Annotated in this window: 21 protein-coding genes; 6 read left to right on the top strand and 15 right to left on the bottom strand. The window is 68.7% G+C overall.

Annotated elements, in window-relative coordinates; translation table 11 throughout:
• Positions 1-83 precede the first annotated feature (83 nt).
• Positions 84-1,448, top strand: coding sequence for an MFS transporter (locus ABIN76_RS14495; protein WP_346960379.1), 1,365 nt, complete (start codon positions 84-86; stop codon positions 1,446-1,448).
• A 216-nt stretch (positions 1,449-1,664) separates the two neighbouring features.
• On the top strand, positions 1,665-3,557 hold the full coding sequence (locus ABIN76_RS14490) for an FAD-binding monooxygenase (protein WP_346960378.1): 1,893 nt from the start codon (positions 1,665-1,667) through the stop codon (positions 3,555-3,557).
• Between the two features lie 43 nt (positions 3,558-3,600).
• Here ABIN76_RS14490 and ABIN76_RS14485 read toward each other — a convergent pair whose 3' ends face one another.
• From ABIN76_RS14485 to ABIN76_RS14450, 8 genes are all read right to left on the bottom strand, one after another.
• Positions 3,601-4,338, bottom strand: coding sequence for a YoaK family protein (locus tag ABIN76_RS14485; protein ID WP_346960377.1), 738 nt, complete (start codon positions 4,336-4,338; stop codon positions 3,601-3,603).
• The gene (locus tag ABIN76_RS14480) at positions 4,331-5,599 is read right to left on the bottom strand and encodes an amidase family protein (protein WP_346960376.1); all 1,269 of its coding nucleotides are present in this window, start codon (positions 5,597-5,599) and stop codon (positions 4,331-4,333) included. Before ABIN76_RS14480 ends, ABIN76_RS14485 begins: the two co-directional genes overlap by 8 nt.
• On the bottom strand, positions 5,596-6,669 hold the full coding sequence (locus tag ABIN76_RS14475; protein ID WP_346960393.1) for an acetamidase/formamidase family protein: 1,074 nt from the start codon (positions 6,667-6,669) through the stop codon (positions 5,596-5,598). Before ABIN76_RS14475 ends, ABIN76_RS14480 begins: the two co-directional genes overlap by 4 nt.
• A gap of 107 nt (positions 6,670-6,776) precedes the next feature.
• Positions 6,777-7,481, bottom strand: coding sequence for an FCD domain-containing protein (locus ABIN76_RS14470; protein WP_346960375.1), 705 nt, complete (start codon positions 7,479-7,481; stop codon positions 6,777-6,779).
• A gap of 21 nt (positions 7,482-7,502) precedes the next feature.
• Positions 7,503-8,906 carry an MFS transporter gene (locus tag ABIN76_RS14465; protein ID WP_346960374.1) on the bottom strand — a complete coding sequence of 468 codons (1,404 nt, stop codon included), beginning with the start codon at positions 8,904-8,906 and terminating at the stop codon, positions 7,503-7,505.
• 291 nt (positions 8,907-9,197) lie between these two features.
• Positions 9,198-9,782, bottom strand: a complete 585-nt coding sequence (locus tag ABIN76_RS14460; protein WP_346960373.1) for a histidine phosphatase family protein — start codon at positions 9,780-9,782, stop codon at positions 9,198-9,200.
• Positions 9,783-9,836: 54 nt separating this feature from the next.
• The gene (locus tag ABIN76_RS14455) at positions 9,837-10,334 is read right to left on the bottom strand and encodes an SRPBCC domain-containing protein (RefSeq protein WP_346960372.1); all 498 of its coding nucleotides are present in this window, start codon (positions 10,332-10,334) and stop codon (positions 9,837-9,839) included.
• 48 nt (positions 10,335-10,382) lie between these two features.
• Positions 10,383-11,312 (bottom strand): sigma-70 family RNA polymerase sigma factor, encoded by a 930-nt coding sequence (locus ABIN76_RS14450; RefSeq protein WP_346960371.1) that lies wholly within the window; start codon positions 11,310-11,312, stop codon positions 10,383-10,385.
• Positions 11,313-11,598: 286 nt separating this feature from the next.
• Between ABIN76_RS14450 and ABIN76_RS14445 the strand changes: the two genes are divergently transcribed.
• Entirely contained in the window at positions 11,599-12,018 is a 420-nt protein-coding gene (locus tag ABIN76_RS14445) for an ester cyclase (protein WP_346960370.1), read from the top strand.
• A 1,089-nt stretch (positions 12,019-13,107) separates the two neighbouring features.
• Here the strand turns inward: ABIN76_RS14445 and ABIN76_RS14440 are convergent.
• Positions 13,108-13,857, bottom strand: a complete 750-nt coding sequence (locus tag ABIN76_RS14440) for a DinB family protein (protein WP_346960369.1) — start codon at positions 13,855-13,857, stop codon at positions 13,108-13,110.
• A gap of 312 nt (positions 13,858-14,169) precedes the next feature.
• Between ABIN76_RS14440 and ABIN76_RS14435 the strand changes: the two genes are divergently transcribed.
• Positions 14,170-14,550 carry a VOC family protein gene (locus tag ABIN76_RS14435; RefSeq protein ID WP_346960392.1) on the top strand — a complete coding sequence of 127 codons (381 nt, stop codon included), beginning with the start codon at positions 14,170-14,172 and terminating at the stop codon, positions 14,548-14,550.
• 173 nt (positions 14,551-14,723) lie between these two features.
• On the opposite strand, the gene ABIN76_RS14430 is transcribed toward ABIN76_RS14435, so the two are convergent.
• From ABIN76_RS14430 to ABIN76_RS14410, 5 genes are all read right to left on the bottom strand, one after another.
• Complete coding sequence (locus ABIN76_RS14430) at positions 14,724-14,948, bottom strand: hypothetical protein (RefSeq protein ID WP_346960368.1); 225 nt, start codon at positions 14,946-14,948, stop codon at positions 14,724-14,726.
• Between the two features lie 77 nt (positions 14,949-15,025).
• On the bottom strand, positions 15,026-16,696 hold the full coding sequence (locus ABIN76_RS14425) for an alpha-amylase family glycosyl hydrolase (protein WP_346960367.1): 1,671 nt from the start codon (positions 16,694-16,696) through the stop codon (positions 15,026-15,028).
• Between the two features lie 131 nt (positions 16,697-16,827).
• Positions 16,828-17,793, bottom strand: coding sequence for a lipid kinase (locus tag ABIN76_RS14420; RefSeq protein WP_346960366.1), 966 nt, complete (start codon positions 17,791-17,793; stop codon positions 16,828-16,830).
• 35 nt (positions 17,794-17,828) lie between these two features.
• The gene (locus tag ABIN76_RS14415) at positions 17,829-19,517 is read right to left on the bottom strand and encodes a thiamine pyrophosphate-binding protein (protein WP_346960365.1); all 1,689 of its coding nucleotides are present in this window, start codon (positions 19,515-19,517) and stop codon (positions 17,829-17,831) included.
• A gap of 122 nt (positions 19,518-19,639) precedes the next feature.
• A complete protein-coding gene (locus ABIN76_RS14410; RefSeq protein ID WP_346960364.1) occupies positions 19,640-20,143 on the bottom strand; it encodes an Lrp/AsnC family transcriptional regulator in 504 nt (167 codons plus the stop codon).
• 93 nt (positions 20,144-20,236) lie between these two features.
• On the opposite strand from ABIN76_RS14410, the gene hisC reads away from it, so the two are divergent.
• Both hisC and ABIN76_RS14400 read left to right on the top strand, forming a co-directional pair.
• Positions 20,237-21,334, top strand: a complete 1,098-nt coding sequence (gene hisC / locus ABIN76_RS14405; RefSeq protein WP_346960363.1) for a histidinol-phosphate transaminase — start codon at positions 20,237-20,239, stop codon at positions 21,332-21,334.
• A gap of 55 nt (positions 21,335-21,389) precedes the next feature.
• Positions 21,390-22,802, top strand: a complete 1,413-nt coding sequence (locus tag ABIN76_RS14400; RefSeq protein ID WP_346960362.1) for an amino acid permease — start codon at positions 21,390-21,392, stop codon at positions 22,800-22,802.
• A gap of 187 nt (positions 22,803-22,989) precedes the next feature.
• Here ABIN76_RS14400 and ABIN76_RS14395 read toward each other — a convergent pair whose 3' ends face one another.
• Entirely contained in the window at positions 22,990-23,346 is a 357-nt protein-coding gene (locus ABIN76_RS14395) for a helicase associated domain-containing protein (protein WP_346960391.1), read from the bottom strand.
• Positions 23,347-24,237 lie beyond the last annotated feature (891 nt).

The raw sequence follows: 24,237 nt of genomic DNA, 5'->3' as shown, positions 1-24,237 counted from the left end.
AAGCCTGCGTTCTGTGACGGCCCAACTTGTCCGCGACGGCGAGCGGGTTCGATTCGACCCGCCCCGTAGGACAGACTGTTGCCGTGAGCAACTCTCCCCGCACCGGCATCGCCATCGCAGGACTCAGCCTCGGCACGGCGCTGAACCCGCTGAACTCCTCGATGATCGCCGTCGCGTTGGTGGTGCTGCGCGCGGATTTCGCGCTCGACGTTGCCACGGTCACCTGGGTGGTCACCTCCTTCTACCTCACCTCGGCGGCCGGCCAGCCGCTGATGGGACGGCTCGCGGACCGGTTCGGCCCGCGCCGGCTGTTCCTGCTGGGCATGGCACTGGTGGCCGTGACCTGCGCGCTGGCCCCCTTCGCGCCGAACTTCGCGCTGCTCTGCGTCGCGCGAGCGTTTATGGCACTTGGAACCGCGACGGCGTATCCCAGCGCCGTCGTGATGGTCGCGGCGCTGGCGCGGCAGGCCAACGTGAAATCCACCCGGCCGCTGGGCCGGATCCAGATGGCGAACACCTCGGCCGCCGCCGTCGGGCCGGTGGTGGGCGGACTGCTGGTAAGCCTGGTGGGCTGGCAGGCGCTGTTCCTGGTCAACGTGCCCCTGGCCCTGGCGGCGATCCTGGTGGTCCGCCGGTTTGCCCCGGCGGACCGCGAGCGGGAACGCGGCCGGGTGTCGGAACTGCTCCGCGACTCGGACCTGCCCGGCATCGGCGCATTCATCGGGGCGCTGGTGCTGGTGATGATGGCGCTGCTCAATGTGTTGCCCGACTACCGGTGGTGGCTGCTGGGCGGCGGACTGCTGCTCGCGGTGCTGTTCACCGTGCGGGAACTGCGCTTCAGCCCGCCCTTCCTGGACCTGCGGCTGCTGGGCCGCAACCGGCCGCTGTTGCTGGTCTACCTGGGCTTCGCGCTGTTCAACGGCGTCTACTACTTCGCGTTCTTCGGCCTCCCGCAGCTGCTGCAGACCGCCGGCGGCTACGACCCGGGGATCGTGGGCCTGCTGATGCTGCCGCTCGCCGCCATCTCGGTGGTCGGAACGCCCTTCGCGGTCCGCGCCATCGACAGGTTCGGCGTACGGCGGGTGCTGATCGCCGGCGTCGTACTGCTGATCGCCGCGTCCGGCACCATGTGGCTGCTGACCGCGTCCCTCGCCGCGCCGCTCGTGCTGGCGATGACGGCGCTATTGGGGGTGCCGTACTGCGTGGTCAGCATCGCGTCGAGCCAGGGCATGTACCTCTCCACCCGGCTGGAGGAGCGCGGCGTGGCCGCCGGGATCTACCAGACCTGCCGCTACCTCGGCGCCATCACCGCCACCGTGCTGATCGGCATCTTCTACGGCACCGGCGTCACCCAGGCGAACTGGGGGCTGATGGTCTTTGTCATGCTCGGCCTGGGCGCGGTGGTCTTTGTCGTGTCGCTGCTCTGGCGGGAGCGGCGGCCGGCCTAGTCCGGCTGGGGCGGGCACCGCCGGCGGCGGCCGCGGCGCCCTGACGCCCGCGCGCCGCGGGGGAAATGTGTGAGCGGAGCCACAAAATATTTGCCTGCGTGCCTTCGGGGCGCCTATAGTCAACTCAGCGGTTCGATATTAGAACAGCTAGTTCTATTATCGAACAACCCAATCTTGATGGCGCCAGCCAGCCCTACAACGACGTAAGGAAATCCCGTGCACTTTCACCACCACGGCTATGTATCCGGGGACCCGCGGGTCCAGCCGGCCGCCGGCGTCGGCGTCGACCGCCCGGCAGAACTTCCCGACGTCGTCGACGTGCTGATTGTGGGCACCGGGCCCGCGGGCATGGTCGCCGCCGCCCAGCTCTCCCAGTTCCCCGACATCACGACGCGGATTGTGGAGCGCCGGCCGGGCCGGCTCGCCATCGGCCAGGCGGACGGCATCCAGGCCCGGAGCGTCGAAACGTTCCAGGCCTTCGGCTTCGCCGAGCGGATCATCGCCGAGGCGTACCGGATCACCGAGATGGCGTTCTGGAAGCCGGACCCCGCGGATCCGTCCCGCATTGTCCGCGCCGCCCGCACCCTGGATGATCCGGCGGGGATCAGCGAGTTCCCGCACCTGATCGTCAACCAGGCCCGCGTCCTGGACTACTTCGCCGAAGTTATGGCCAACGCGCCCACCCGGATGAAACCGGACTACGGCTACGAATTCCACGGGCTGGAGGTCGGCGAGGGGGAGTACCCCGTCACCGTGACGCTCGCGCACACCTCCGGACCCGACGCCGGCCGGGAGCGGACCGTCCGGGCCAAATACGTCGTGGGCGCGGACGGTGCCCGGAGCAAGGTGCGGGACGCGATCGGCTGCACCATGGCCGGCGACAAGGCCAACCATGCCTGGGGCGTGATGGACGTGCTCGCCAACACCGACTTCCCGGACATCCGCACCAAGTGCGCCATCACCTCGGGCGCCGGCGGCAGCATCCTGCTGATCCCGCGCGAGGGCGGCCACCTCTTCCGCATGTACGTGGACCTCGGGGTGGTTCCGGAGGGCGACGCCGGCGCGGTGCGGAGCACCAGCATCGAGCAGATCATCGCCAAGGCCAACGCCATCATCCACCCCTACACGCTCGACGTGCGCAACGTCGCCTGGCACAGCGTCTACGAGGTGGGCCACCGTCTCACCGACCGGTTCGACGACGTCCTACCGGAGGAGCTCGGCACCCGCACGCCGCGCGTGTTCATCACCGGCGACGCCTGCCACACCCACAGCGCCAAGGCCGGCCAGGGCATGAACGTCTCCATGCAGGACGGCTTTAACCTGGGCTGGAAGCTGGGGCACGTGCTGGAAGGCCGCAGCCCGGAGAGCCTGCTGGCCACGTACTCGGCTGAACGCCAGGTGGTCGCGAAGAACCTCATCGACTTCGACAAGGAATGGTCGACGCTGATGGCCAAGAAGCCGGAGGAGTTCGACAGCCCCTCCCAGCTGGAGGATTTCTACGTCAGCACCGCGGAGTTCCCGGCCGGCTTCATGACCCAGTACACCCCGTCGATGTTGATCGGCGAGGCCACGCACCAGGAGCTGGCCACCGGCTTCCCCATCGGCAAGCGCTTCAAGTCCGCGCCCGTGGTGCGGGTCTGCGACACCAATCCGCTGCACCTGGGCCACCAGGCCACCGCTGATGGACGGTGGCGGATCTACGTCTTCGCGGACCCGTCCCTGCCCGGTGCCCCGTCGCCCACCACGGACCTGGCGGCCTGGCTGGCGGACGCGCCGGACTCGCCGCTCGCCGCCACCCCCGAGGGTTTGGACCGTGACGCATGGTTTGACGTCAAGGTCATCTACCAGCAGGAGCACACCAGCGTCGACATCGGTGCCGTGCCGGCAGTGTTCAAGCCGCAGGTGGGGCCGTTCCAGCTGAACTACCTCGAGAAGGTCTACGCCGCGGATCCGCGGGCGGACATCTTCGAGCAGCGCGGCCTGGACCGCGGCGGCGTCGTGGTGGTGGTCCGGCCGGACCAGTACGTGGCCACCGTCCTGCCCCTGACAGCGACGGCGGAGCTCGCCGCCTTCTTCGCGCCGCTGGTGGGGGAGCGTTCGTCGGTCTAGGGGGCCGACCCCGCAACCAGACGGGCCCAACCCGGCTCCGGGTCTAGCGGCCGGCTGCCACCGACTCCGCAGGCGCTGCGGAGCCGGCGGCCCCGGCGTCGGCCCTGTTCCGCGCGATGCCGCCGGCCACCGCGACGATGAGGCTGAGCAGCGCGGTCAGCAGCACCCCGAGTCCCGGGTGCACGTGCAGCAGGACCGCGCCCACGGTGGCGCCGGCCAGGATCAGCACGACGGCGCCCAGCCGGCGGCCGGTGTGGGTGCCGGATCCGCCGCCCCGCCGGGAATCCGCGGCCAGTCCGGTCAGCGTCGAGGTGACCACCACGGTGGTGACGTCCTTGACGGCCAGGTGCCGGGCCGTGGCCGCCTGGATTCCCATCGCGACGGCGAGCGCGCCGGTGATCGCCAGGGTGACGGGGTCGCCGGCGTGCGGGGCGTGGAAGAACAGGACGACGGCGACCGCGGCCATGGTGAGCCCGACGGCGGTGAGCAGGGCCGTGGTCCGGCGGCTCCAGCCCGCGGCTTCGGGCCGGAGGACGCGGCCGGCCACCACGGCGCCGAGCATAAAGCAGGCCAGCGCGATCAAGGGGCCCACCACCGGCAGATTGTCCGCGCCGATCAGCGCCATGCCCAGAATCACGACGTTGCCGGTCATGTTGCCGGTGAAGACCCGGTCCAGGCCGAGGTAGCCCACGGCGTCGATGACGCCGGTGGAGAAGGTCAGCACGAGCATCAGGATCAGGTGCAGCCGGGCCTGGTCGGCGGACTTCAAACGTTTAAGCATGGATCATCTTTCGTTGCTGGGGCCGGGCCGTCGTCGGTGGCGTGCTGAGCTGGCAGGCCAGGCAGAGGAGGTCGGCGTCGCGGTGTACCGGACCCACAATACTCACGCCGCAGGGCAGCCCGGCGGAGGTGGTCAGCGGGATGTTGACCGCCGGGAGCCCGGCAATGCCCGCGATACAGGTCAGCTGCATGGTGGCGCGGCGCACGGCTTCGATCGCCGCGCCGCCCGGTCCGGCGCCCTTCACCAGCGGCGCTACGGACGAAGCCGAGGGCAGCACCAAGATCCCGCCGCCCACCAGGGTGCGGAGCTGCTGCCGGGCGGCCCGGAGCACGTCCCGGGCGGAGTCGGCCTGGTCCGGGAGGATGAGCGAGGCCGTCCTGAACCGGGCGGCCACGTCGGTCCCCAGCGATTCCCAGTGCCGGCTGATCCAACCGCCGTGCTGCTCCCACGCCTCGAAGCCCTGCACCGTCTGGAACGCTGCGAGCCAGCGCGGCAGCTCATCGACAGGGAAATCCGTGGCGACCAGGCCCGGCACACCGGCGGGCCCGGCCCAACCGTCGAGGAACTCCCGGACGGCGCGGCCGACGTCGGGCTCCGCGAGGGCCAGCAGCGCCGGCGCAAACCGCGCCCCGGGCTCCGCCCCGGCCGGCGGCCCGGACGGGCCGGAAGGAGCGGCCCGCGGCAGCAGCACGTCGCCGACGGCGGACAGCGTCCTGGCGTCGCGGGTCATCCAACCGACCGTGTCGAAGGACGCCGCCAGTGGCAGCAGCCCGTCAGTGGATACGGCGCCGTGGCTGGTGCGGATGCCGTAGAGGCCCTGATAGGCGGCGGGGACGCGGATGGAGCCGCCGGTGTCGGTGCCCAGCCCGACGTCGGCCTGGCCCAGCGCGACGGCGCTCGCCGAGCCGGAGGAGGAGCCGCCGCTGATCCGGCCCGGCGCCTTCGGATTCGGCGGGGTGCCATAGTGCGCGTTTGTCCCGGCCAGGCTGTAGGCGAACTCGTCGGTCCGGGCGATCCCGGCCACCGCGGCGCCGGCGGCCAGCAGCGCGGCCGGGGCAGCCGCCGTCGTCGTCTCACGCGTGGCGCCGGCCAGCCAGTCCGGGTTTCCGGCGCCCACCGCGAAGCCCTCCAGCGCGAGCAGGTCCTTGACCGCCACTCGCAACCCGTTCAAGGAGCCGGAACCGGTGGCCGGGAGCAGCGGATCGGCCAGCTCCCGCCAGACCGATAGGTCAGGCGCGGCCGGCAGCGACGCCGCGGTCACCGGAGGAAGTCCTCGACCCGGATGCGGGCGTGGACGCCTTTGACCAGGTCGACCACCTGGGAGATGTTGAAGTCCGTGGCGGCGCTGAGGTAGGCGTAGGCCAGGCTGGGGTCCATGCCGTAGCGGGCCTGGAGCAGCGCGATGGCGGCGCGGACGCAGTTCTGCACGGCCGTGTCCAGATCCTCGTCCATGCCGGTGGGCACCAGGAACTCCGGGGTCTGCGCCAGCGGGCCGGTGAGGTCGCCGAAGTTCCGCACCGCCTCGTCCTGCGGCACGACGTCGAACCGGAGCCTGACCCGGAGCGAGGCCTCCATGGCGGTCAGCGAGACCTCGCCGTCGCCCTGGGCGAAGTGGGGATCGCCCACGTTGGCCAGGGCGTCGGGAACCTGGACCGGCAGGTAGAGGGAACTGCCGGCGGTGAGCAGGTTGATGTCGATGTTGCCGCCGTGGGCGCCGGGCGGGACGGAGTGCGGCCGCTGCCCGCCGTCCACAGCGACGCCCATGATGCCCAGGAACGGTTTGAGCGGGAAGTGTACGGTCGGTTCCGCGCCGGGCCGCAGCGGCAGCCAGCCTGACGGCGTGCCGTCCTCGGTGTCCCGGACGGTGGCGAAGGCGCTGTAGCTGCCGGCGCCGAGCGGGAATTCGCCGTTGAGCGCGCCGCGGCCGTGCCGGCTGGAGATCACGCCATAGGGCACCCGCGGGGTGGTTTCCAGCACGGTGATTTTCAGCAGGTCGCCGGGGCGGGCGCCTTTGACGGCGATCGGCCCGGTGACCACGTGCGGGCCAAGGCCCGCGGGGAGGCGCTGGACGTCCGAGGCGGCGAGATCGATGGCGTCCTCGAGGACCTGGTGCTCGCGGACGCCGTGGAAGCCGAAGAAGGCGAGCGGGTCGCGGCCCTGGTCTTCGAGGATCCCTTCGTGGCTGAGGGTGTCGATGGTGACGTCGGTGCCGGGGTCGACACTGAGGACGGGCCGGTCGCCGGCGCAGGGGAGCGCGCCCCAGAGGACGTTCTCCTTGGTGGAGGGCAGGTAGGTGGTGCCGTCCGGGATGCCGTCCCAGGACTGCAGGATGCCGGCGGTGCTGGCGCTGCTGGCGCTGCCGGTGGAGGCGGTGCGGGTTGCCGGGGCGGGCTGGAAAAGTGAGGTGGTCACGGGTGGTCTCCGGTGGGTAGTGGGTGTCAGTGCTGGTGGCCGCGGATCAGCGCGGCGACGTCGGCGAGGTGGTCGCGCATGGCGATGCCGGCGCCGGTGGCGTCCCGGGCTAGGACGGCGTCGAGGATGAGCCGGTGGCCCTCGATCGAGCAGCGGCGTCCCTCCTGGGTGGAGTGGGAGCGCAGGCGGACCTCGGAGGTCCAGGAGCTCATGAGGGTCAGGACGCTGGCCATCAGCTGGTTGCGGCCGGCCTGGGCCAGCAGGGTGTGGAACTGGATGTCCAGGCGCAGCGCCTCCTCGGGTGGGAGGTGTTCGCTGGAGGCGGCCAGGATGTCCTGGAGCTGGATGAGGTCCGCGGCGCTGGATCGCACCGCCGCGAGTTCGGCCACCAGGGGTTCGAGCGAGCCGCGCAGTTCCGCCACGTCCTGCTGGGCCTGCCCAACGCCGGCGAGGCGGGCATACAGCTCGCTCACCGGCGCCGGGGGTTGCGCCACGGTGGTGCCCCGGCCGCGGGTGCGTTCCACCAGGTGCTTGGACTCCAGGTCCTGGAGTGCGGTGCGCACGGTGGCCCGCGAGACGGACAGCTGCGCGGCCAGTTCGCGCTCGGGCGGGAGTTGGTCCCCGGGCTTGAGGCCGCGGGAGGCGATCTCGCGTTCGAGGTAGGCGGCAACTTCCGCGCTCATCGAGGCGGCCCGTCGAAGGGTGGGACGGGGGTCGGTGCGCTGGTCCACGGCAAAGGCCTTTCGTTGGTGTTAGTTGGCGGGCTGGAGCGCGGGCTCAGCGGACGCGGCGGCGGGTTCGGCCGGGACGCTGGCGGGCTGGGTGAAGCAGAACGCGACCGCGCCGATCAGGAGCAGCACCGCGGAGAGGTAGAAGCCGGCTTCCAGGGCTCCGGTGGCGTCGGCGAGGGCGCCGGTGATGTACGGGGCGAAGATCGAGGAGAGCATGCCGGCGAAGTTGAAGTAGCCGTACGCCGCGGAGTACATGGAGCGCGGGGTGTTCTCGGCCAGGAAGGCGATCAGGATTGGGTCCAGGGCCAGCTTGCCGACCAGGCCGTACACCACCAGGCCAGCGATCATCAGGGAGTAGTCGCCGGTCAGCGGCACGAGGATCTGGCACAGGCCGCCCACGACGGCGAGCGCGACGATCAGCGGGCGGGTGTTCTTGAGCCTGCGGGCCCACATGCTCAGCAGGATGGCGCCGGGGATGGAGGCCCACGGGACCAGGGAGGCGATGATGCCGGTCTGGGACGGGGCGACGCCTCGGACCTGCTGCAGGTACGTGGGCAGCCAGGTCAGCATCGAGAAGAAGCCGTAGAGGGAGCAAAAGATCAGCACGTAGGTGAGGATGTGGTTGCGGGTGAAGAGGGCCCTGTTGTCGGCCTTGGCCGCGGGGGCGTCGGTTTCGGCGCGGGTGACCGCGGCCGCTGCTGCCTGGGCCTTGTGTTCAGCGTCGATCGGGGCGAGGTAGTAGTTGATCAGGAAGGCGACCACCAGGGTGGCGGCGCCGAAGATGAGGAAGGAGGCGTGCCACGGCAGGCCCAGGGTGAAGGTGAAGTAGCCGGAGCCGATGAAGCCCAGCGAGATTCCGACGGCCATGCCGCTGTTGATCAGGGCCGCCGAGACGCCGCGCCATTTGTCGGAGATGTAGCTGGAGGAGATGCCGTAGACCGGGCTGTAGAAGGTGCCCTCGCCGATGCCGGTGAAGGCGCGCATCAGCAGGAAGACCATGAAGCCGGGGGCGAAGCCGCTGAGGATGGTGCCGATGCCGAAGACCACGTAGCCGGCCACCACCACCTTGACCCGGCCGATTCGGTCCGCGAGGTAGCCGGTGGGGATCTGCATCAGGGCGTAGGTGATGAAGAAGACCGTGGACATCAGCCCGAGCTGGCCCTTGTTCAGGCCCCACTGCTCCTGGATGACGCTCATGACGGGGGAGAGGATGTTGCGGTCCGCGTACATGAAGACCCAGCCGAGGGAGAACAGCAGGGTGACGGCGACGGGTCCGGGGCGCTTGCCGCTGACCGGGAGGAAACGACGGCGGGTTGCCGGGGCGGCGTTCGTCGCCGGGGCGGTTGCGGGGCTCGCGGCGCTCTCGGTGCCGGGCGGCGGCACGGCGCCGGCGGTGGCCGGCTTTTCTGCGGTGGAAACGTTCAAGGGATGCTCCTGGGGGCTCTTGGCTGATTGGTTCATTGGTCGAACCAATGACAAAGCTAGAGGCCGGGAAGGGGCGAAAACCCTTGAATTTGCGGGGGTTAGGAGTCTTTTACGGAGCCGAAACCGGGTTTAACGTGCCGGTTACATGGCTGGTTTTTGGCTGACTCATAGGACCAGTTATGCGTCGGGGATGTTGCGGCGTGCGGGGAGGTTACGGGGGCCAATTTGCGTGGCGGGGAGCGGTCGGGTGATGGCGTCGGCGGTCAGCCGGCAGGCGCACGGCGGGGGAGGTCAGGCGAGGGCGTCGGCGATGAGGCGCTCGCCGTTGAAGTATTCCAGCCGCCAGCCGTCGACGGCGTGGTGGTGGGCCAGGTTGAGCGCGGCGTTGTCGACCCGCTGCAGCGGTCGGCCGGCGATGCGGCTGAGGCTCACCCGGAGCAGCGAACCGTGTGCCACCACCAGGACGCGGCCGCCGCGGAACTCCGCCGCCAGCGCCTCCAGCGCGCCCAGCCCGCGGTCCGCGGCATGGTCCTCGCTTTCGGCGCCGCGGAAACCGCCGGGGATGCGCAGGGCATCCAGTTCCGGACCGTCCTGCAGGCCCTCGGCCGGGCCGAAGGAGCGCTCGGTGAGCTCCGGAACGTGCCGGGCCACGCTGAGCCCCAGCCCGGCGGCGATCAGGTCGGCGGTCTCAGCAGCCCGGCTCAGCGGCGAGGAGACGATCGCGTCCCACTCGTCGCCGGACAGGGCGGCGGCAGCCTCCCGCGCCTGGCTGCGGCCGACGTCGTTCAGTGGAATGTCGGTGGATCCCTGCAGGCGGCGCTGCGCGTTCCAGTCGGTCTGGCCGTGGCGGATGAGCGCAAAAGTTGTCAGGGGCATGCTTCCATTGTGCCTTGAGCTGGTCTGGACCCTGTTCCGCGGGCCGCAGGCGCCTCAGCTGCGGCTGGCCAGGACAGCCTGCAATTTCTCGAAGGACTCGGTCCATCCGTTGCGGTGCAGGGCCAGCCGTTCCTCCGTCAGAAACGGTCCTTGCGAGAGCATCAGACGCGTGCCGTCGCCGGCACTCAGGAGCGAGAGGTCGGCGACGGTTTCCCTGTCATCCGGTGCCGGTTCCTCCCACCGGAAGGTGTAAACCAGCCGCCACGGCGGGTCGATTTCCAGGAACTCGCCCGAGAGGTGGAACGGTTCGCCGTCCGGTGGCGTCATCCGGAACCGGTACCGACCGCCGACGGTCAGGTTCAGGTCCGCCGCCGGGATGGTGAAGCCGTGCGGACCCCACCAGGTCACCAGTTCGGCCGGGTCGGTCAGCATCCTGAAGACCACTTCCGGGCTGACGTCGAGCGTGCACTCCAGGTTCAGGACCAACCCGCCGGGCTGCGCATTGCCGGCTTCACTTTTGCCGGTTTCCTCATGACTGGCTTCCTCATTCATCATTCAACTCTGGCACCCCGCAGGCGCTGGCGGAAGCGATCGAAGGCCCTAGCCAACACCGTGATAGTCCCGCAGGAGGTCGGACCGGATTGGGTCCCTGAGCTTCGCCATCGCTTCGACCTCGATTTGGCGGGTGCGTTCGCGGGTCAGGCCGCAGGCTTTCGCGACCGCGTCCAGGCGTTGGCCTCCGCCGCCTGTCAGGCCGAAGCGCAGCGCAATGACCCGGGCCTCCCGTGGCTCGAGTGTGCCGAGTGCGGCCTGCACTCGCGCCTTCATTTGTTGATGGAAGAGCGGCTCGGCCGCATCGGGCTCCGAGGAGTCCAGCAACTGTTCGGCCAGGACTTCGGTTCCGCCCCGGCCGTCGGAGACCTCGGTGTCCAACGACTCGACGGGCTGATCCACGGCCAGCAGGCATTCAATCTTGCCGATCGCGTTGCCGGTCAGTCGGCCGAGATCTTCGGTGCGGCAAGCCGCGCCCGTCATGGCGGCCGACCGTTGTGCCGACCGCACTTTCTGCAACTGCTCCACGACGTTAATCGGCAACCGGATGAGCCTTGCCTCGCACGCCAGCGCCCGGGTGATGGCGGCCCGGATGCTCCAGGTGGCGTGGGTGGAGAACCGGAAACCCAAGGTGAAGTCGAAGGTGCGGACGGCCTTGTGCAGTCCCAGGTTTCCCTCCTGGATCAAGTCCTCGAAGTCGAGGCCGCGGCGGGTGTAGTGCTTGGCGATCGACACCACGAGGCGGAGGTTGGCATGGAACAGCGCGTCGAAAGCACGCCTGCCCAGCAGGACAATCGTCCTAAGCTCTTCCTCGTCTTGACCGGTCCGATTTGTTCCGGCCGCCAGGAGCTGTTCCGCGAAAAGGCCAGCTTCGATCTCCCGCGCGAGGTCCACTTCCTGCTCGGCGGTGAGCAGGCCGTAGCGGCTCAGCCGGCGCAGGTAGTCCGCGACGCCGTCGTCGTTTATCAGGTCAGCCATGTCATCCCCTGCCGGACGTTGCAAGCTTCTAACGGCAGACTAGGGGGCCGGTGTGACATTACCCGCGGCCTCAACCGGCGGCATCTTGACACCCGAGAAGCCCGGGTTTAGCTTCAGCCTTAACGAGGCGATTCGCCCCTTCTCCACTACTTAGGCACAGGTTGTCCCGGTGCCGCGCGCCCGGCCGCTTCCGGAACTGAACCCCGGATGCGGCGGGGTTGGCGGGCCACGCCGGGCCACATGCCTGGGGGAGCCAATTCGGTCTCTCGCCTTCAAGGAGCAGGAAATGTCGGAGGATATTGGACTGATAGAGCGGTTTTACAGGGACGTCGTGGAGAGCGGAAATCTTGCCCTCATTGATGAGCTGGCGACCGACAGTTATGTCGATCACGAGGAAGGCCTTCCCGGGCAGCCGTCCGGCAAGGACGGCGTGAAATTCTTCGTGAACACCATGCGGTCGGCCTTCCCGGACATCAAGGTCAAAGCGATTGAGCCCTCAATGACCGCCGGCAACATGGAAGCATGCCACGTGATCCTGACCGGGACCCACCGCGGCGAGATGGCCGGCATCCCGGCCACGGGCAAGAGCGTCGAGTTCGACTGCACGGACATCATCCGGGTTGAGGACGGCAAGGTGGCCGAGCATTGGGGCACCACGGACAACCTGGCGCTGATGCAGCAAATCGGCGCGGTGGCCGTTGGCTGAGCGCTTCCGTACGACGGCGGCGGGAGCCGCCGTCGTGAACACCATGGGCTGCCCACGTTCCTGGGGTGGACAGCCCTTTTCACGCTTTTCTGCCCGCCGGCCCAGCCGTTAGTCGGCCGAGATCGCATTCAGGTCACGGACGGCATGGCGCAGGTTCAAGTCCGAGGCCTAAGAGACGTCGTTCAGCGGTTCCAAAGTCCGGACCGGTACTCACGTATGAGCTCCATCTCGAGTTCCAAGGCCTCCACTCGAGTCTCGACAGTTTTCCACCGGACTTCGAGGCCAGCGTTATCAAGTGCTGAGCGCGCCGCCTTGGTCGCGCGCATGGCGGTGCCGCTAAGCGCCTCATCGAGTCGAGCTTGGAGCCACTTCGGATCCTCCAAAGCGCGGTCGAAAGCGTGCTCGCCAAGCCCAGATGCGGCTCCCTTGCCGCTTGCGTATATGGCCAGACGACCGCGGAGGCCGTTGCCCTTCCGTTCGCCGGCCATGCCGATGTAGACGGGGCCACGCTCAGGCTCTCTTGCGAGCCTGCACACATAGACACCAGGGAAGCGCGGTGCTACTGCCAATGCGTCCTGAAAGGGGATCCATTCCGACCAGACGCGATGGGGGAGATGGGTCGGCGACGGAGCCTGCCGACTCCGAGGAACAGCCTTCTCCGGGGCTACAGGCGAAGGGCGCCGCGCAGGTGATTCCGTTTTTGGGGTCAGGATGCGGCCGCGGTTTTGGGCCAGCTGCTCGACGTAGCTTTGCTGGAGGAACCAGTTGCCTCCCCTTTGCGGAGGGAATTGTCGCGCCCCAGCAGGACGCTCGTCACGAAGCCTCTGCCTAAGGGTTTTGGCGCTCATACCTAGAATGGCGGCAGCAACTTCGGCGCTAACAGCGTAGTCGTCCATGTACATATCTTGTCGCGAAGCTTCGGCTCGGAGAGGTAGGCGCGGCGGCCGTTTCGGGCTGCCAGCGAGGGGAACCTGGGGTGAGCGCTTCCGAACGACGACGGCACGCGCCGCCATCGTGAACACAATAGGCTGTCACGTTCCTGACGTGGACAGCCTCTTGCACCCCCTTCCCTCCCGCCGGCCGCAGCAGTTAGCCCGCGTCGATCGCGTCGAGGTCCCGGACGGCGTAGCGGTGGTGCTCCCATTCCTCGTTGAGGATGGTGTGCAGGCAGGAGCGGACGGTCACCGGTTGGTCGGGGGCCCACGGATTCCGGCGGGCCGCGGACAGGTCCGCCTCGGTGACGGTGGCGAGGTAGTCCCGCACCATGGCTGCCCTCTGGGCGCGGACCTCAAGCACCTGGGCATAGGACGGTGCGACGTTCGAGAAGACGGCCAGATCGTATCCGTCGGTCTCGTACTCGGCGTTGGGTTGGCCGATGGGATGGTACGGCTGTTCCAGTTCGAGGATTCCCCGGCCCAGCCACGTGTCCGTGGCCATGACCAGGTGGCGCAGCGTCTGGGCGAAGGTCCACTCGCCGTCCACCGAAATATCGACCGTGCCGGGCGGCATCGCCGCTACCCGCTTGAGCGTCGCCTGCCAGGTCCGTTCCAGCACGGCCCAGGCGGTACGTAGCCCCTCCGGGTCGCCGGCGTGTCGTTCGGCGCGGCCGGGGAAGCGGCGGTTGAGTTCCGCCTCGATGTAGGGGACGACGTCGACGCCGTTGATGCGCAGGGTGTTCCCGGCTTCGAGCAGCCACGGGGCATCGATGTCCGCCCCGGCCGCGTCGACCGCGCGCATCACCGCGCCGGAGAGGTCGGACCGGACGAACCGGGCGCCCCGCAGGTTCACGTCGGTGAAGTGTGCGCCCTGGAGGTCATCGGACTGGGTGAAAGCTGCCATGCCAGCACTCTGCCACGGCTGCGTCAGCTGCGCAGCACCCAGGCGGGGTTCCGTGGTTGCAGCCGGCCGTCCTCGAACGCTTTGGGGATACCGACAACCCATTTTCTGCGGGACCGGATCGGTCCATAATGGCCACATAAGCTTCGGGGACCCCTCTCGCCGGCGATGGTGTAGCGCGGCATCGGAGAGTCCCAGGTGGCTGCCCCGGCTAGGCGCGAGGGGCGGTCACGGCTCCGGACCATGATTCCGGGGACCGAAACCGGGGGGAGCAACGCCATCACTGCGGTCATCGACGCACTGAAGGGAATCATCATGTTCAAGGATTCAAACATCATGGCTGTCCTCCCCGCGAAGGACATCAATAGGGCGAAGGAGTTCTACCGGGACAAGCTGGGCATCGAACCCTCCGAATCCATGGAGGAGGGCAGCGTGATGTACAGCTGCGGCCAGGGAACCCGCTTCCTCGTTTACCAAACGGACAATGCGGGGACGGCCAAGAACACCCAGTTGGGCTGGGAAACGGACAACCTGGAACGCGAGATGGAGGAACTGCGGGGCCGCGGCGTCGTCTTTGAAGAGTACGACTTTCCCGGTCTGAAGACGGAGAACGGGGTTGCCACGGCGTCCTGGGGGAAGGGCGCGTGGTTCCTGGACAGCGAGGGCAACATCCTCAACATCGCCCAGCGCTCATAGTAGGAGTCTGACAACGATCAACGACTCATAACATCGCTACCGCGGGCAACGGAGCCGGAGGGAACCGGACCGCGCCTTCAAGGCGGGAACCGGTTCCGAGCCTGACGTCGACCCTGGACGGGGCAACGAGCGCGTCCAGAACAGCGGCGTTGGCAGCAGCGGCTACCCACACGCTAATTACTGTCGGGTTTCCTGCCCCGCAGGTGTCGGTGGTGCAGCTCGTAGCTGTCGAACACGTCAGACGAAGTGGTTCCTGAATGGCCGAACTTGCCGCGAAGAACGTCGGCGAGTCCATCCAGCGCGGCGTGGAGCATCCGTCCGGCGAACCGGAGTTCAGGGTTGTCGCTGCGTTGGGCCTGGGATGCCAGTTCCTGGGCGTAGGCGACTGTGGCCGGCAAGGAGCCGCGCTGCTCGACTTCACGGAAATAGTAGGCGCCTGTGCGGCGGGCAGTGGCACCACCTTGCCACGCTCGCGTCAGCCCCGCAGCACCCACGCGGCGTTGTTCGGCTGCAGCCAGCCGTCCTGCTCCAGCGGTTCGGCGCTGAGCAGCACCGTCCCGTCCGGGAGCCGCACGGGCTCGGCGCCCATGGCGACGGCGACCAGGAAGCGGTCGTTGCGCTCGCAGATCAGCAGGTTCCCGGGCACGACACGCCAGGTGCCGCCGTCGTTCGCGGTGAAGACTCCGTCCCGCCAGAGCTTCCGGCGCAGCGCCAGCGCAGCTTTGGTGAGGTTCAGCGCTGACGCTGGGTCCTGCTCTTGGAGATCGACGCCGTGGGCGCCCCACCCGGCGGGCTGCGGCAACCAGGGCTCGGAGGGTGGTCCTTCAGCGGTGCCGAGTGTGAAGCCGTGGTGCAGCGCGGGATCCTCGGTCCATGGCAGCGGCACGCGGGCGCCGTCGCGGCAGACGCCGCCGCGCGCCCACATCGGATCCACCCGGGCCTCGAGCGGGACATCGACCTCGGGCAGCCCGAGCTCCTGGCCTTGGTAGATGTACGCAGGACCGGGCAGGCCCAGCAGGGCCACCAGCGCCGCACGCGCCCGCTGAGAACCGAGTTCGCCGCCGCCGAACCGGGTGACGGTGCGGACGATGTCGTGGTTCTCCAGCGCCCACGTCGGGGTGGCGCCGTGTTCCCGGCGGGCGGCTTCGAGGTCGTTCCCGACGGCGGCCCAGGCTTCCGGGTCCCAGCCGAGCTTCACGAACGCGAACGCGAAGGCCTGCTGCATCTCATCGGCCCTGGTGTAGCGGGCAGCGCGGGCCGGCTCCAGGTTCACTTCGCCCACCAGCAGGCGGTGCGGCTGGTACCGCTCGGCCAGGGCACGCCAGCGGCGGTACACCTCGTGGACCTCCTCCTGGTCGGAGACCTGCGGGTTGGACCGCAGCCCGTCCACCACGCCACCCTCGGACGGGGAATCCGGCAGCCCCTCGGCCTTGAACAGCGCGTGGGCGACGTCGATGCGCAGCCCGTCCACGCCCTTGTCGAACCAGAAGCGCAGCACGCCGTCGAAGTAGTCGCCGACGGCGGGATTGCGCCAGTTCCAGTCCGGTTGGCCGGCGGAGAAGAGGTGCAGATACCAGTCGGTGTCTGTCCCGGACGAGGGTTTGGCCCGGCTCCAGGCGCGGCCGCCGAAGACGCTCTGCCAGTTGTTCGGCGGCACGTCACCCCCGGGACCCTGAACGAAGTGGAACATCTCCCGCTCCGGCGAGCCCGGCCCGGCCGCCAACGCCGCCTGGAACAGCGGGTGCTCGGAGGAGCAGTGGTTGGGGACGACGTCGAGCAGGATCCGCAGCCCCAATGAGTGCGCCTGCTCCAACAAAGACTCGAACTCCGCAAGAGTCCCGAACAGCGGGTCCACGCCGCAGTAGTCGGACACGTCGTAGCCCTGGTCCACCTGCGGGGAGGGCTGGAACGGGGTCATCCAGACTCCGTCCACGCCCAGGGAGGCGATGTACGGCAGCCGTGCGGCGAGCCCGGCGAGGTCGCCCACGCCGTCGCCGTCGCTGTCGGCGAAGGACCGCGGGTACACCTGATAGATGACCGCCGATTCCCACCACCGCACGTCCGGCGTGAGAGCGGTTTCCTCCGCAGCAGGGAGAGCGGCGGGGGAGACGTCGGCGTACTTGGCGACATCGCGGATGGTGACCACTGTTTCTCCTCCCTGAGTGTGCCTGCGGGTGCTGCGTAAACGGACTACGGAAGCCTAGCGGAAACGGTTTACGTAAACGGTTTCGTTGGCTGCACCAACATTAAGGGGAGAGGCGGCTAAGGCGTGACCGTTTAGGAAACAACGCCCTCAGGAGGGGGTGTGGCGTCCGGCCCGTCGAATACGGCGCTCGTGCTGCTCTTGGGCACCACCACGTGGACGGCGTTGCGCTGGACCGTGAAATCGGTGGGAGTGGCGGTGGCAATCTCGCCGTCGAGGTTCACCGGTAGCGGCGGCTCGGTGATCACCCGCACGTGCCGGGTGGTCAGGTGGTAGACCCGGTCGTGCTTGATGAAACTGCCGTCCTTGAGCAGCCGGGCGATGCTCACGTGCTCCCGCAGAGGCCCTGCCAGGATGGCGTAGATATCAAGGAGGTGGTCATCGATCCCTGCGGTGGGGGAGACCGTGTTGCCGCCGCCGTAGTGCCGGCCGTTGCCCACCGCCACCTGCAGCAGATCCCCGAGCTCCAGCGGCTGGTGGTCCCCCTCCGGGAACTCGAGGCGGGCCCGGAACGGCTTGTGCCGGGTATAAGCGCGCAGGGTGGCGATGCTGTAGGCCAGTGGCCCGAGGTGCCGCTTCAAGCGGGGGCTGAGCGCCTCGGTCACCGCCACCGAGAGGCCTACGGAGGCGACGTTGAGGAACGGCTCACCGTTGGCCCGGCCGAGGTCGATGTCCACCACCTTGCCGTCGGCGACGGTGGCGCAAGCCTCGGCGAGGTTGTTTGGTATCTCCAGCGTGCGGGCGAAGTCGTTGGCGGTGCCCAGTGGGAGGACGCCGAGCACCACGTTGGTACCGGCCACCCGGCCGGCGGCGTAGGAGACGGTCCCGTCGCCGCCACCGACTACAACCAGGTCATGCCCGTCCGCAAGCACCCGGTCAAGCGTCGCGGCCAGGTCCGCCCCGGACCGCACACGGTGCACGGCGGTAACGGACACGCCTGCCGCGCGCATCGCGTCCACGGCCTGCCCGGACGCCGCCCCGCGGCGTGATCCAGCGTTGATCACCACGGCGGCGGAGCGTGCGTCCCGGGCTGCCTTCATGGGGATCAGGGTAGCCCGCGGACCTGTGAATTCCGTCAGCCGGCCACCGGCGCCTTTTTCGCGGCCTGCGAGGCCGCCATCCACTCGCTCAGCCACGGGGCGCGGACGCTGGCGGTGATCCGGCAGTCCGCCACAAAGGTTCCCCTGGCGCCGGCGTCGATCCAGTCCGTGAGCGCGGAAAGGTCTTCCAGCGAGCGGATGATCGCCGATTCGGCACCGAGCGCCTGGGCGACGCCGCTGAAGTCCACCTCGGGGATCAGCATGGGCTTTTCGGTCAGGCCCTGGGACCCGTACTGGTGGATTTCGGCTCCGTAGGCGGCGTCGTTGTAGATCACGACGACGGCGCTGCTGGCCGCGCCGATCAGCGATTCGAGGTCGGACAGGCCCATCAGGAAACCGCCGTCGCCGGAGGCCAGCACCAGGGTGCGGCCCTCCTCCACCGCGCGGGCTGCCCCGACGGCGCTGGCAAGGCCCAGTCCAATGGTCTGGTAAGCGGTTCCGACCATGACCAGATCCTGCGGCCTCGGGATGCGCCAGTACATGGGCGCCCAGCCGACAAAGTGCCCCCCGTCCTGGACCACCGTGCGGCGCTCCGGCAGCACCGCGTCCAAGGCCTTGGCGAGGGCGCGCGGGTCCAGCCGGCCGTCGGGCGTCTCCGTTGAGCCCGGGTGGTGGGCCGGTCCCTCGGCCAGGCGTTTGCGGGCCTCCGCGCGCCAGGCTCCTGCGGGGCCGGCGGCCGGCGAGTCCGGGGCATCCAGCAGCGTCCTGAGGCCTGCCGCTGCAGACTTCACGTCCGCGCTGACGAACGTGTCCACCCGGGGGTGCGTCGGCTGCAGGGCGGCGTCGATCTGGATGACCGTGCTGTCGGGGCCGAGCAGGTGCCCGAACCGCATGGTGAAGGGGCTCAGACTCGCCCCGGCGACGAGGACGACGTCGGCCTCGCCCATGAGCCCGGCCGCGGTGTCAGTGCCGAAGCCGCCCGCGACGCCGAGGTAGCCGTCGCCCTCGAGGAGGTTGAGAGCCAGCGCGGTTCCGGCGGTCAGTGCGCCGAGGCGGTCGGCGAGTTCCCGGAGCTCCGGTCCGGCGCCGGCGAGATGGGCGCCGCGGCCGGCGAGGATCAGCGGCCGCTGGGCCCCGGCGAGCAGGCGGGCCACCTGCGCAAGGTCCCTGTGGCCGCCGCCGTCGACGTCGTCGCGCACGGCCGGTGCCAACCGCGCCGGGAGCTCTTCATCCGCCGCCTCGAGTGCCGCGAGGTCGCAGGGGATGGCAATCACGACGGCGGTGCGCTTGGTGAGTGCGTACTCCACCGCCTGCTGCGTGATCGATCCCGCGGCGTCCCGGGTGACGGTGAAGGTGGCCGCGCCGAGGCCCGCGGCGATTGCTGCCTGGTCCACGTCCTGGGGGCGGGCGCCGGTGCTCGGTGCGTCCCCGGTGACCAGCACAACGGGGATTTGCGCCTGGACCGCTTCGGCCAGCGCGGTGAGCGCGTTGGTGTAGCCGGGGCCGTAGGTGGTGGTGCCCGCCGCGAGACGTCCCGACGTCCGGTAGTACGCGTCGGCTGCGGCAATGGCGGCGCCCTCATGGCGGACGGCGGAGAAGCGGAGGCCAAGCTGCTCAGCGGCATCCAGGAAGTAGACGTTTCCGTTGCCCATGACACCAAACAGGTCGGTGAGATAGCTGCTGAGAACCTGTGCCACGCGGCCCGAGACGGTGAGATAAGTCATGCAGGAAGTGTGTGGGCTGGGTCACGAATGGGCAAGAGCGCTGCTTTTGGCTGGGACTTTTGGCAGTAATGAGCCGTTCCAAGTGAAAATCTGCTCACCTGTGGTGCGGGTGTGATTGCGCCTTAGTCGGCGGGGCGGGATTCCTGCTCCGAGAGCCGGGCCAGGAGGCCGTCGTAGCGCGGGGGCATGAGTTCCAGCACGGAAATGGCGGTGCTGGTCCGCTGGATGCCGTCGATTTCCAGGATCTGGTTGGTGATGCGGTAGAGGTCGGCCGTGCCGCGGGCCACCACCTTGGCCATGAGGTCCGCATCCCCGGTGGTGGCGTGCACCTCAATGACCTCCGGGATCGCGGCGAGCCCGTCTTCCACCGCCCCGGTCCGGGTCTGACTGATGGACAAAGACAGGAAGGCCATGAGCTCATAACCCAGCGCGGCGGGGTCCAGCCTGCGGCTGAAGGACCGGAGGGCGCCGCTGCGCTCGAGCCGAGCCAGCCGGGCATGGACAGTGTTCCGCGCGACGCCGAGGGTCCGCGAGAGGGCCAAGGCGCTGGCTTCGGGATCCTTGTCCATGGCCAGGATGATCCTGCCGTCGAGGGAATCCAGGGCACGAGGGTTCGGTGTGGTCATATTTTCACCGCAGACTGTAGAAGTTGAGCAGAAGTCCCAATGGGATGAGGGTATCTTGCATTGTGTGGCGGGTCACAATCATCATCGGACCTCATGACCTCTGAACAACTCCTCACCGCACCGGACGCAGCGTTTCCCGCCCTTCGCGGCGCTGTGGCCGGACTGCCGGCCTACGTCCCGGGACGGAAGGGTGCCGGCCTGGACACCGCCGCCCTGGCCAGCAACGAAAGCCACTACGAGCCGCTGCCCGCGGCCGCCGCTGCCGTGACCGAAGCGGCCGGCACCATGAACCGCTACCCGGACAGCGCCGCCGTCGAACTCCGCGAACGGCTCGCACGGCACCTGGGCGTCACCGCCGCGGAGGTCGCGGTGGGACCCGGCAGTGTGGGGGTCCTCCAACAGATCATCACCGGACTGTGCGACGCCGGCGATGAAGTGATCTTCGCGTGGCGCTCCTTCGAGGCGTACCCCATCCTGGTGGAGCTGGCCGGCGCCCGGCCGGTCCGCATCCCGCTGGACGACGCCGAGGGCCACGACCTCGAGGCCATGGCAGCAGCCGTCACCGGCCGTACCAAGGTGATCCTGCTCTGCACCCCCAACAACCCCACGGGCGTGCCGATCAGCCACGAGCGCATCGAGGCTTTCCTGCAGTCCGTGCGGTCGGACATCCTCGTGGTGGTCGACGAGGCGTACGTGGAGTACGCCGACGCGGGCAGCGGCCCCGATTCCCTGGCGCTCTACCGCCGGTACCCGAACGTCTGCATCCTGCGCACCTTCTCGAAGGCCTACGGGCTCGCCGGCCTGCGCGTGGGCTACGCCGTGGCGGCACCGGCCATCGCCGAGGGACTGCGCCGCACCGCCCTGCCCTTTTCGGTGAGCGCGCTGGCCCAGAAGGCGGCCATCGCGTCCCTGGATGCCGGGGACGAGATGGAATCCCGGGTTGCCGCGGTCAAGCAGGAGCGGACACGGATGGCTGCGGAGCTGGAGGCGCAGGGCTGGAAACTGCAGCCCAGCCAGGGCAACTTCCTGTGGATCCGTGCCGATGACACCCGCCGGGAGACGCTGGTGGACGCGTTCGACCGCGCCGACATCCTGGTCCGCGGGTACCAGGGCGACGGCGTTCGCATCACCGTGGCCGACCCCGCCGCCAACGCCCGCGTGCTCCGGCTCCTGGCAGCCCACGCCGGCTGACAACCGACTTACCCCAACCCTTAACTCCGTTCCGCCTACAACCAGAGGAATCCCCATGGAACAACAGACAAAGATGTCTGCCCGCGCGCTCGGCGCGGCCCTAAAACCCCGGCAGCTGACCATGATGGGCCTGGGCAGCGCGATCGGCGCGGGCCTGTTCATCGGCTCCGGCGCCGGCATCCAGGCCGCCGGCCCCGCGGTGCTGATCTCCTACCTCGTCGCCGGCACCCTGATCATCCTGGTGATGTGGGCGCTCGGCGAGATGGCCGCCGCCAACCCGGACAGCGGTGCCTTCTCCGTCTACACCGCCAAGGCCTACGGGCCGGTGGCCGGTGCCACCGTCGGCTGGCTGTGGTGGATCCAGCTGGTGGTGGTCATCGCGGCCGAGGCGCTCGGTGCGGCCGGCCTGCTGGCCACCATCTTCCCGGCCCTGCCGGTGTGGCTGATGGCCTTCGTCTTCATCGTGGTGCTCACGGCCGTGAACCTGACCAGCGTGAAGAACTTCGGTGAGTTCGAGTTCTGGTTCGCCCTGCTGAAGGTGGCGGCGATCGTCGGGTTCCTGCTGGTGGGCTTCGCGTTGCTCTTCGGCTGGCTGCCGGGCGTGCAGTCGCCGGGCCTGTCCAACTTCATGGGGGAGGGCTTCGCGCCCAGCGGCTTCGCCGGGATCGCGACGGCGCTGTTCGTGGTGGCCTTTGCCTTCGGCGGCACCGAGATTGTGTCCGTGGCTGCCGCCGAGACGGCCGAGCCTGCCCGCAGCGTGAAGAAGGCTGTCCGGACCGTGCTGTGGCGCATCCTGGTCTTCTACATCGGCGCCATCTTCATTATCGCGGCCGTGGTCCCGGTGGGATCGGACGGGCTGAAGAGCCCGTTCGCCGCGGTGTTGGACGCCGCCGGCATGCCCGGTGCTGCCACCGCGATCACCCTGGTGGCCGTCGCGGCGCTGCTCTCGGCACTGAACGCCAACCTCTACGGCGCGTCCCGGATGGCGTACTCCCTCGCCGAGCGCGGCGAAGCCCCGCGCCTGCTCGCCTCGGTGTCCAAGGCCCGGGTCCCGGTGGTTGCCGTCCTGGCCAGCGTCGCCTTCGGCATCGTCACCGTGGTACTGGAGCTGGCCTTCCCGGAGATGGTCCTGCCCGTCCTGCTCAACATCGTGGGCTCGACCTGCCTGCTGGTGTGGACCTCCGCCCTCCTGGCCCAGCTCGCCCTGCGCCTCCGCGCCGACCGGGCGGGCACCGAGCTTCCCCTGCGGATGCCCGGCTTCCCGGCGCTCACGGTGTTCGGCCTGGTGATCCTCGCGGCGATCTTCACGGTGGGCTTCATCGGCGAGGACTCCCGCCCCCAGCTCCTGAGCACGTTCACGCTCGTCGCGCTGCTGGCGGTGGGTTGCTGGCTGAACCAGCGGAACCGGAAGGTTGCGCCCGTTGAAGAGTCCACGGAGCGCGCCAAGGAGCCGGCGCTGATCGACTAGAGCAAGGGATGCCGACCGGCTCGCGGGTTCGGCGCACTCGGAGGGCGCGTCCGGCTTTGGCCGGGCGCGCCCTTCTTGTTTTGCCGAGCTGTCCGGGGGCGAGCTGGAAATGAGGCCGGACCTCAACGATTCTAGTGGCTGGCGTCACACTCACGGATGAGTGTGTTGGCACGGCGCGGAACTGCGTCTATTGCCGCGATGGGCGGCCCCGGGTCCTTCCGGTCTGCCAACCGGGGACAGTGTCGTTCAAAAGCTTGATCATCGCGGGGTCGAGCTCGCCCCGGCGGTGCTTTTGCCGCTGGGCGTGGATCCACACGCCGAGAGTGTGTTCCCGGTCGGAGGCGTAATGGTGATGGCGGGGCCAGTCGTTGCCCTCGGCTCGGAAGGCCACTAGCTGGGCGCGCCGGTCATGCCATCTTGCCTCGTCCGCTGCAGCCCGTGGATCGCCGTCCCATCCGGGGACATGAGCAAGGCCATCCCGGTAAGCCGGGAGCAAAGCGCCTTCAGTTGCTTCGCGCCGGCGGCCAGTGAGCCACCTGGCCATCGACCGTTCTGCCTCATTGTCTGAGCGGTCCCGAGGGAACCGGCCTTCATCGGTAACCCACCTTATGACCTGCTCCATACGGGCAAGATCCTCTGGGGAGAGTCTGGATTTGGTGCCGGCAGCGGCCAGGTGTGCCGCCTCGAGCCCCGGGTCTTGGCGGCGAGCGATGACTAGGTGGTATCCGACGGTGGCCGGTTCGGCTCGCACCAGCTCAGCGATGCGTTTCCGGCTCAACCCGAGCCGGTACATCAATACCCATTCCGCGTCAGGAGCGCGCCGCAACCGCCTGTCCATAATGGGTGTCATCTTGCCACGGTTCAGGCTCGGAACGAACGATCGTTGAGGGCAATATTCTGATGACGAGATTGGCTGCATACGATCCGGCCGGGTGCAGAGAGGTCTGTTGCAGAGGTGGTCTAAGGTCTTCTTTCGCTCGTGCCCTCCCAGGAACCAGACGTAAGAGAAGCGATGTGCTAGCCACAGACCGCCAGCGTGGAACTTGCCATAGCCTTCGTCGGGCGTCTCTTTCCATAGCCAGCAGCCAAGCTCCCAGTCCGGCTCAATGCCTTCGCGACCCAGCGGAATCGGAAGAGACGGATGCCCTCGAACTAAAGGTAAAGGCCCTGCGTCAGCGTCTGTACGACCTCACTATGCATGCTGCTGAGGGGTAATAACCGGGAACCCGCTAGGGCTCATCACTTCTCGGATCAAGGTGAAGATCGCGGATGCAGAGGCCAAGATAGCCGATGCTGCTATTAGGGCCTCCCGCCCGCCCGTGCCAGCGATCATGCCCTCGGTGAATATGGAGTCGCCAGAGGGCCAAGCGTGGCTGGACAAGGACATCGACGACCGTCGAGACTTTGTCCGATTGATGTGTAATGTTGTGCTCTT

It is taken from the genome of uncultured Arthrobacter sp., assembly GCF_964021775.1.
GTDB lineage: Bacteria > Actinomycetota > Actinomycetes > Actinomycetales > Micrococcaceae > Arthrobacter.
Note: the sequence above shows the minus strand (reverse complement) of the source record. Positions and strands in the feature narration are given on the sequence as shown.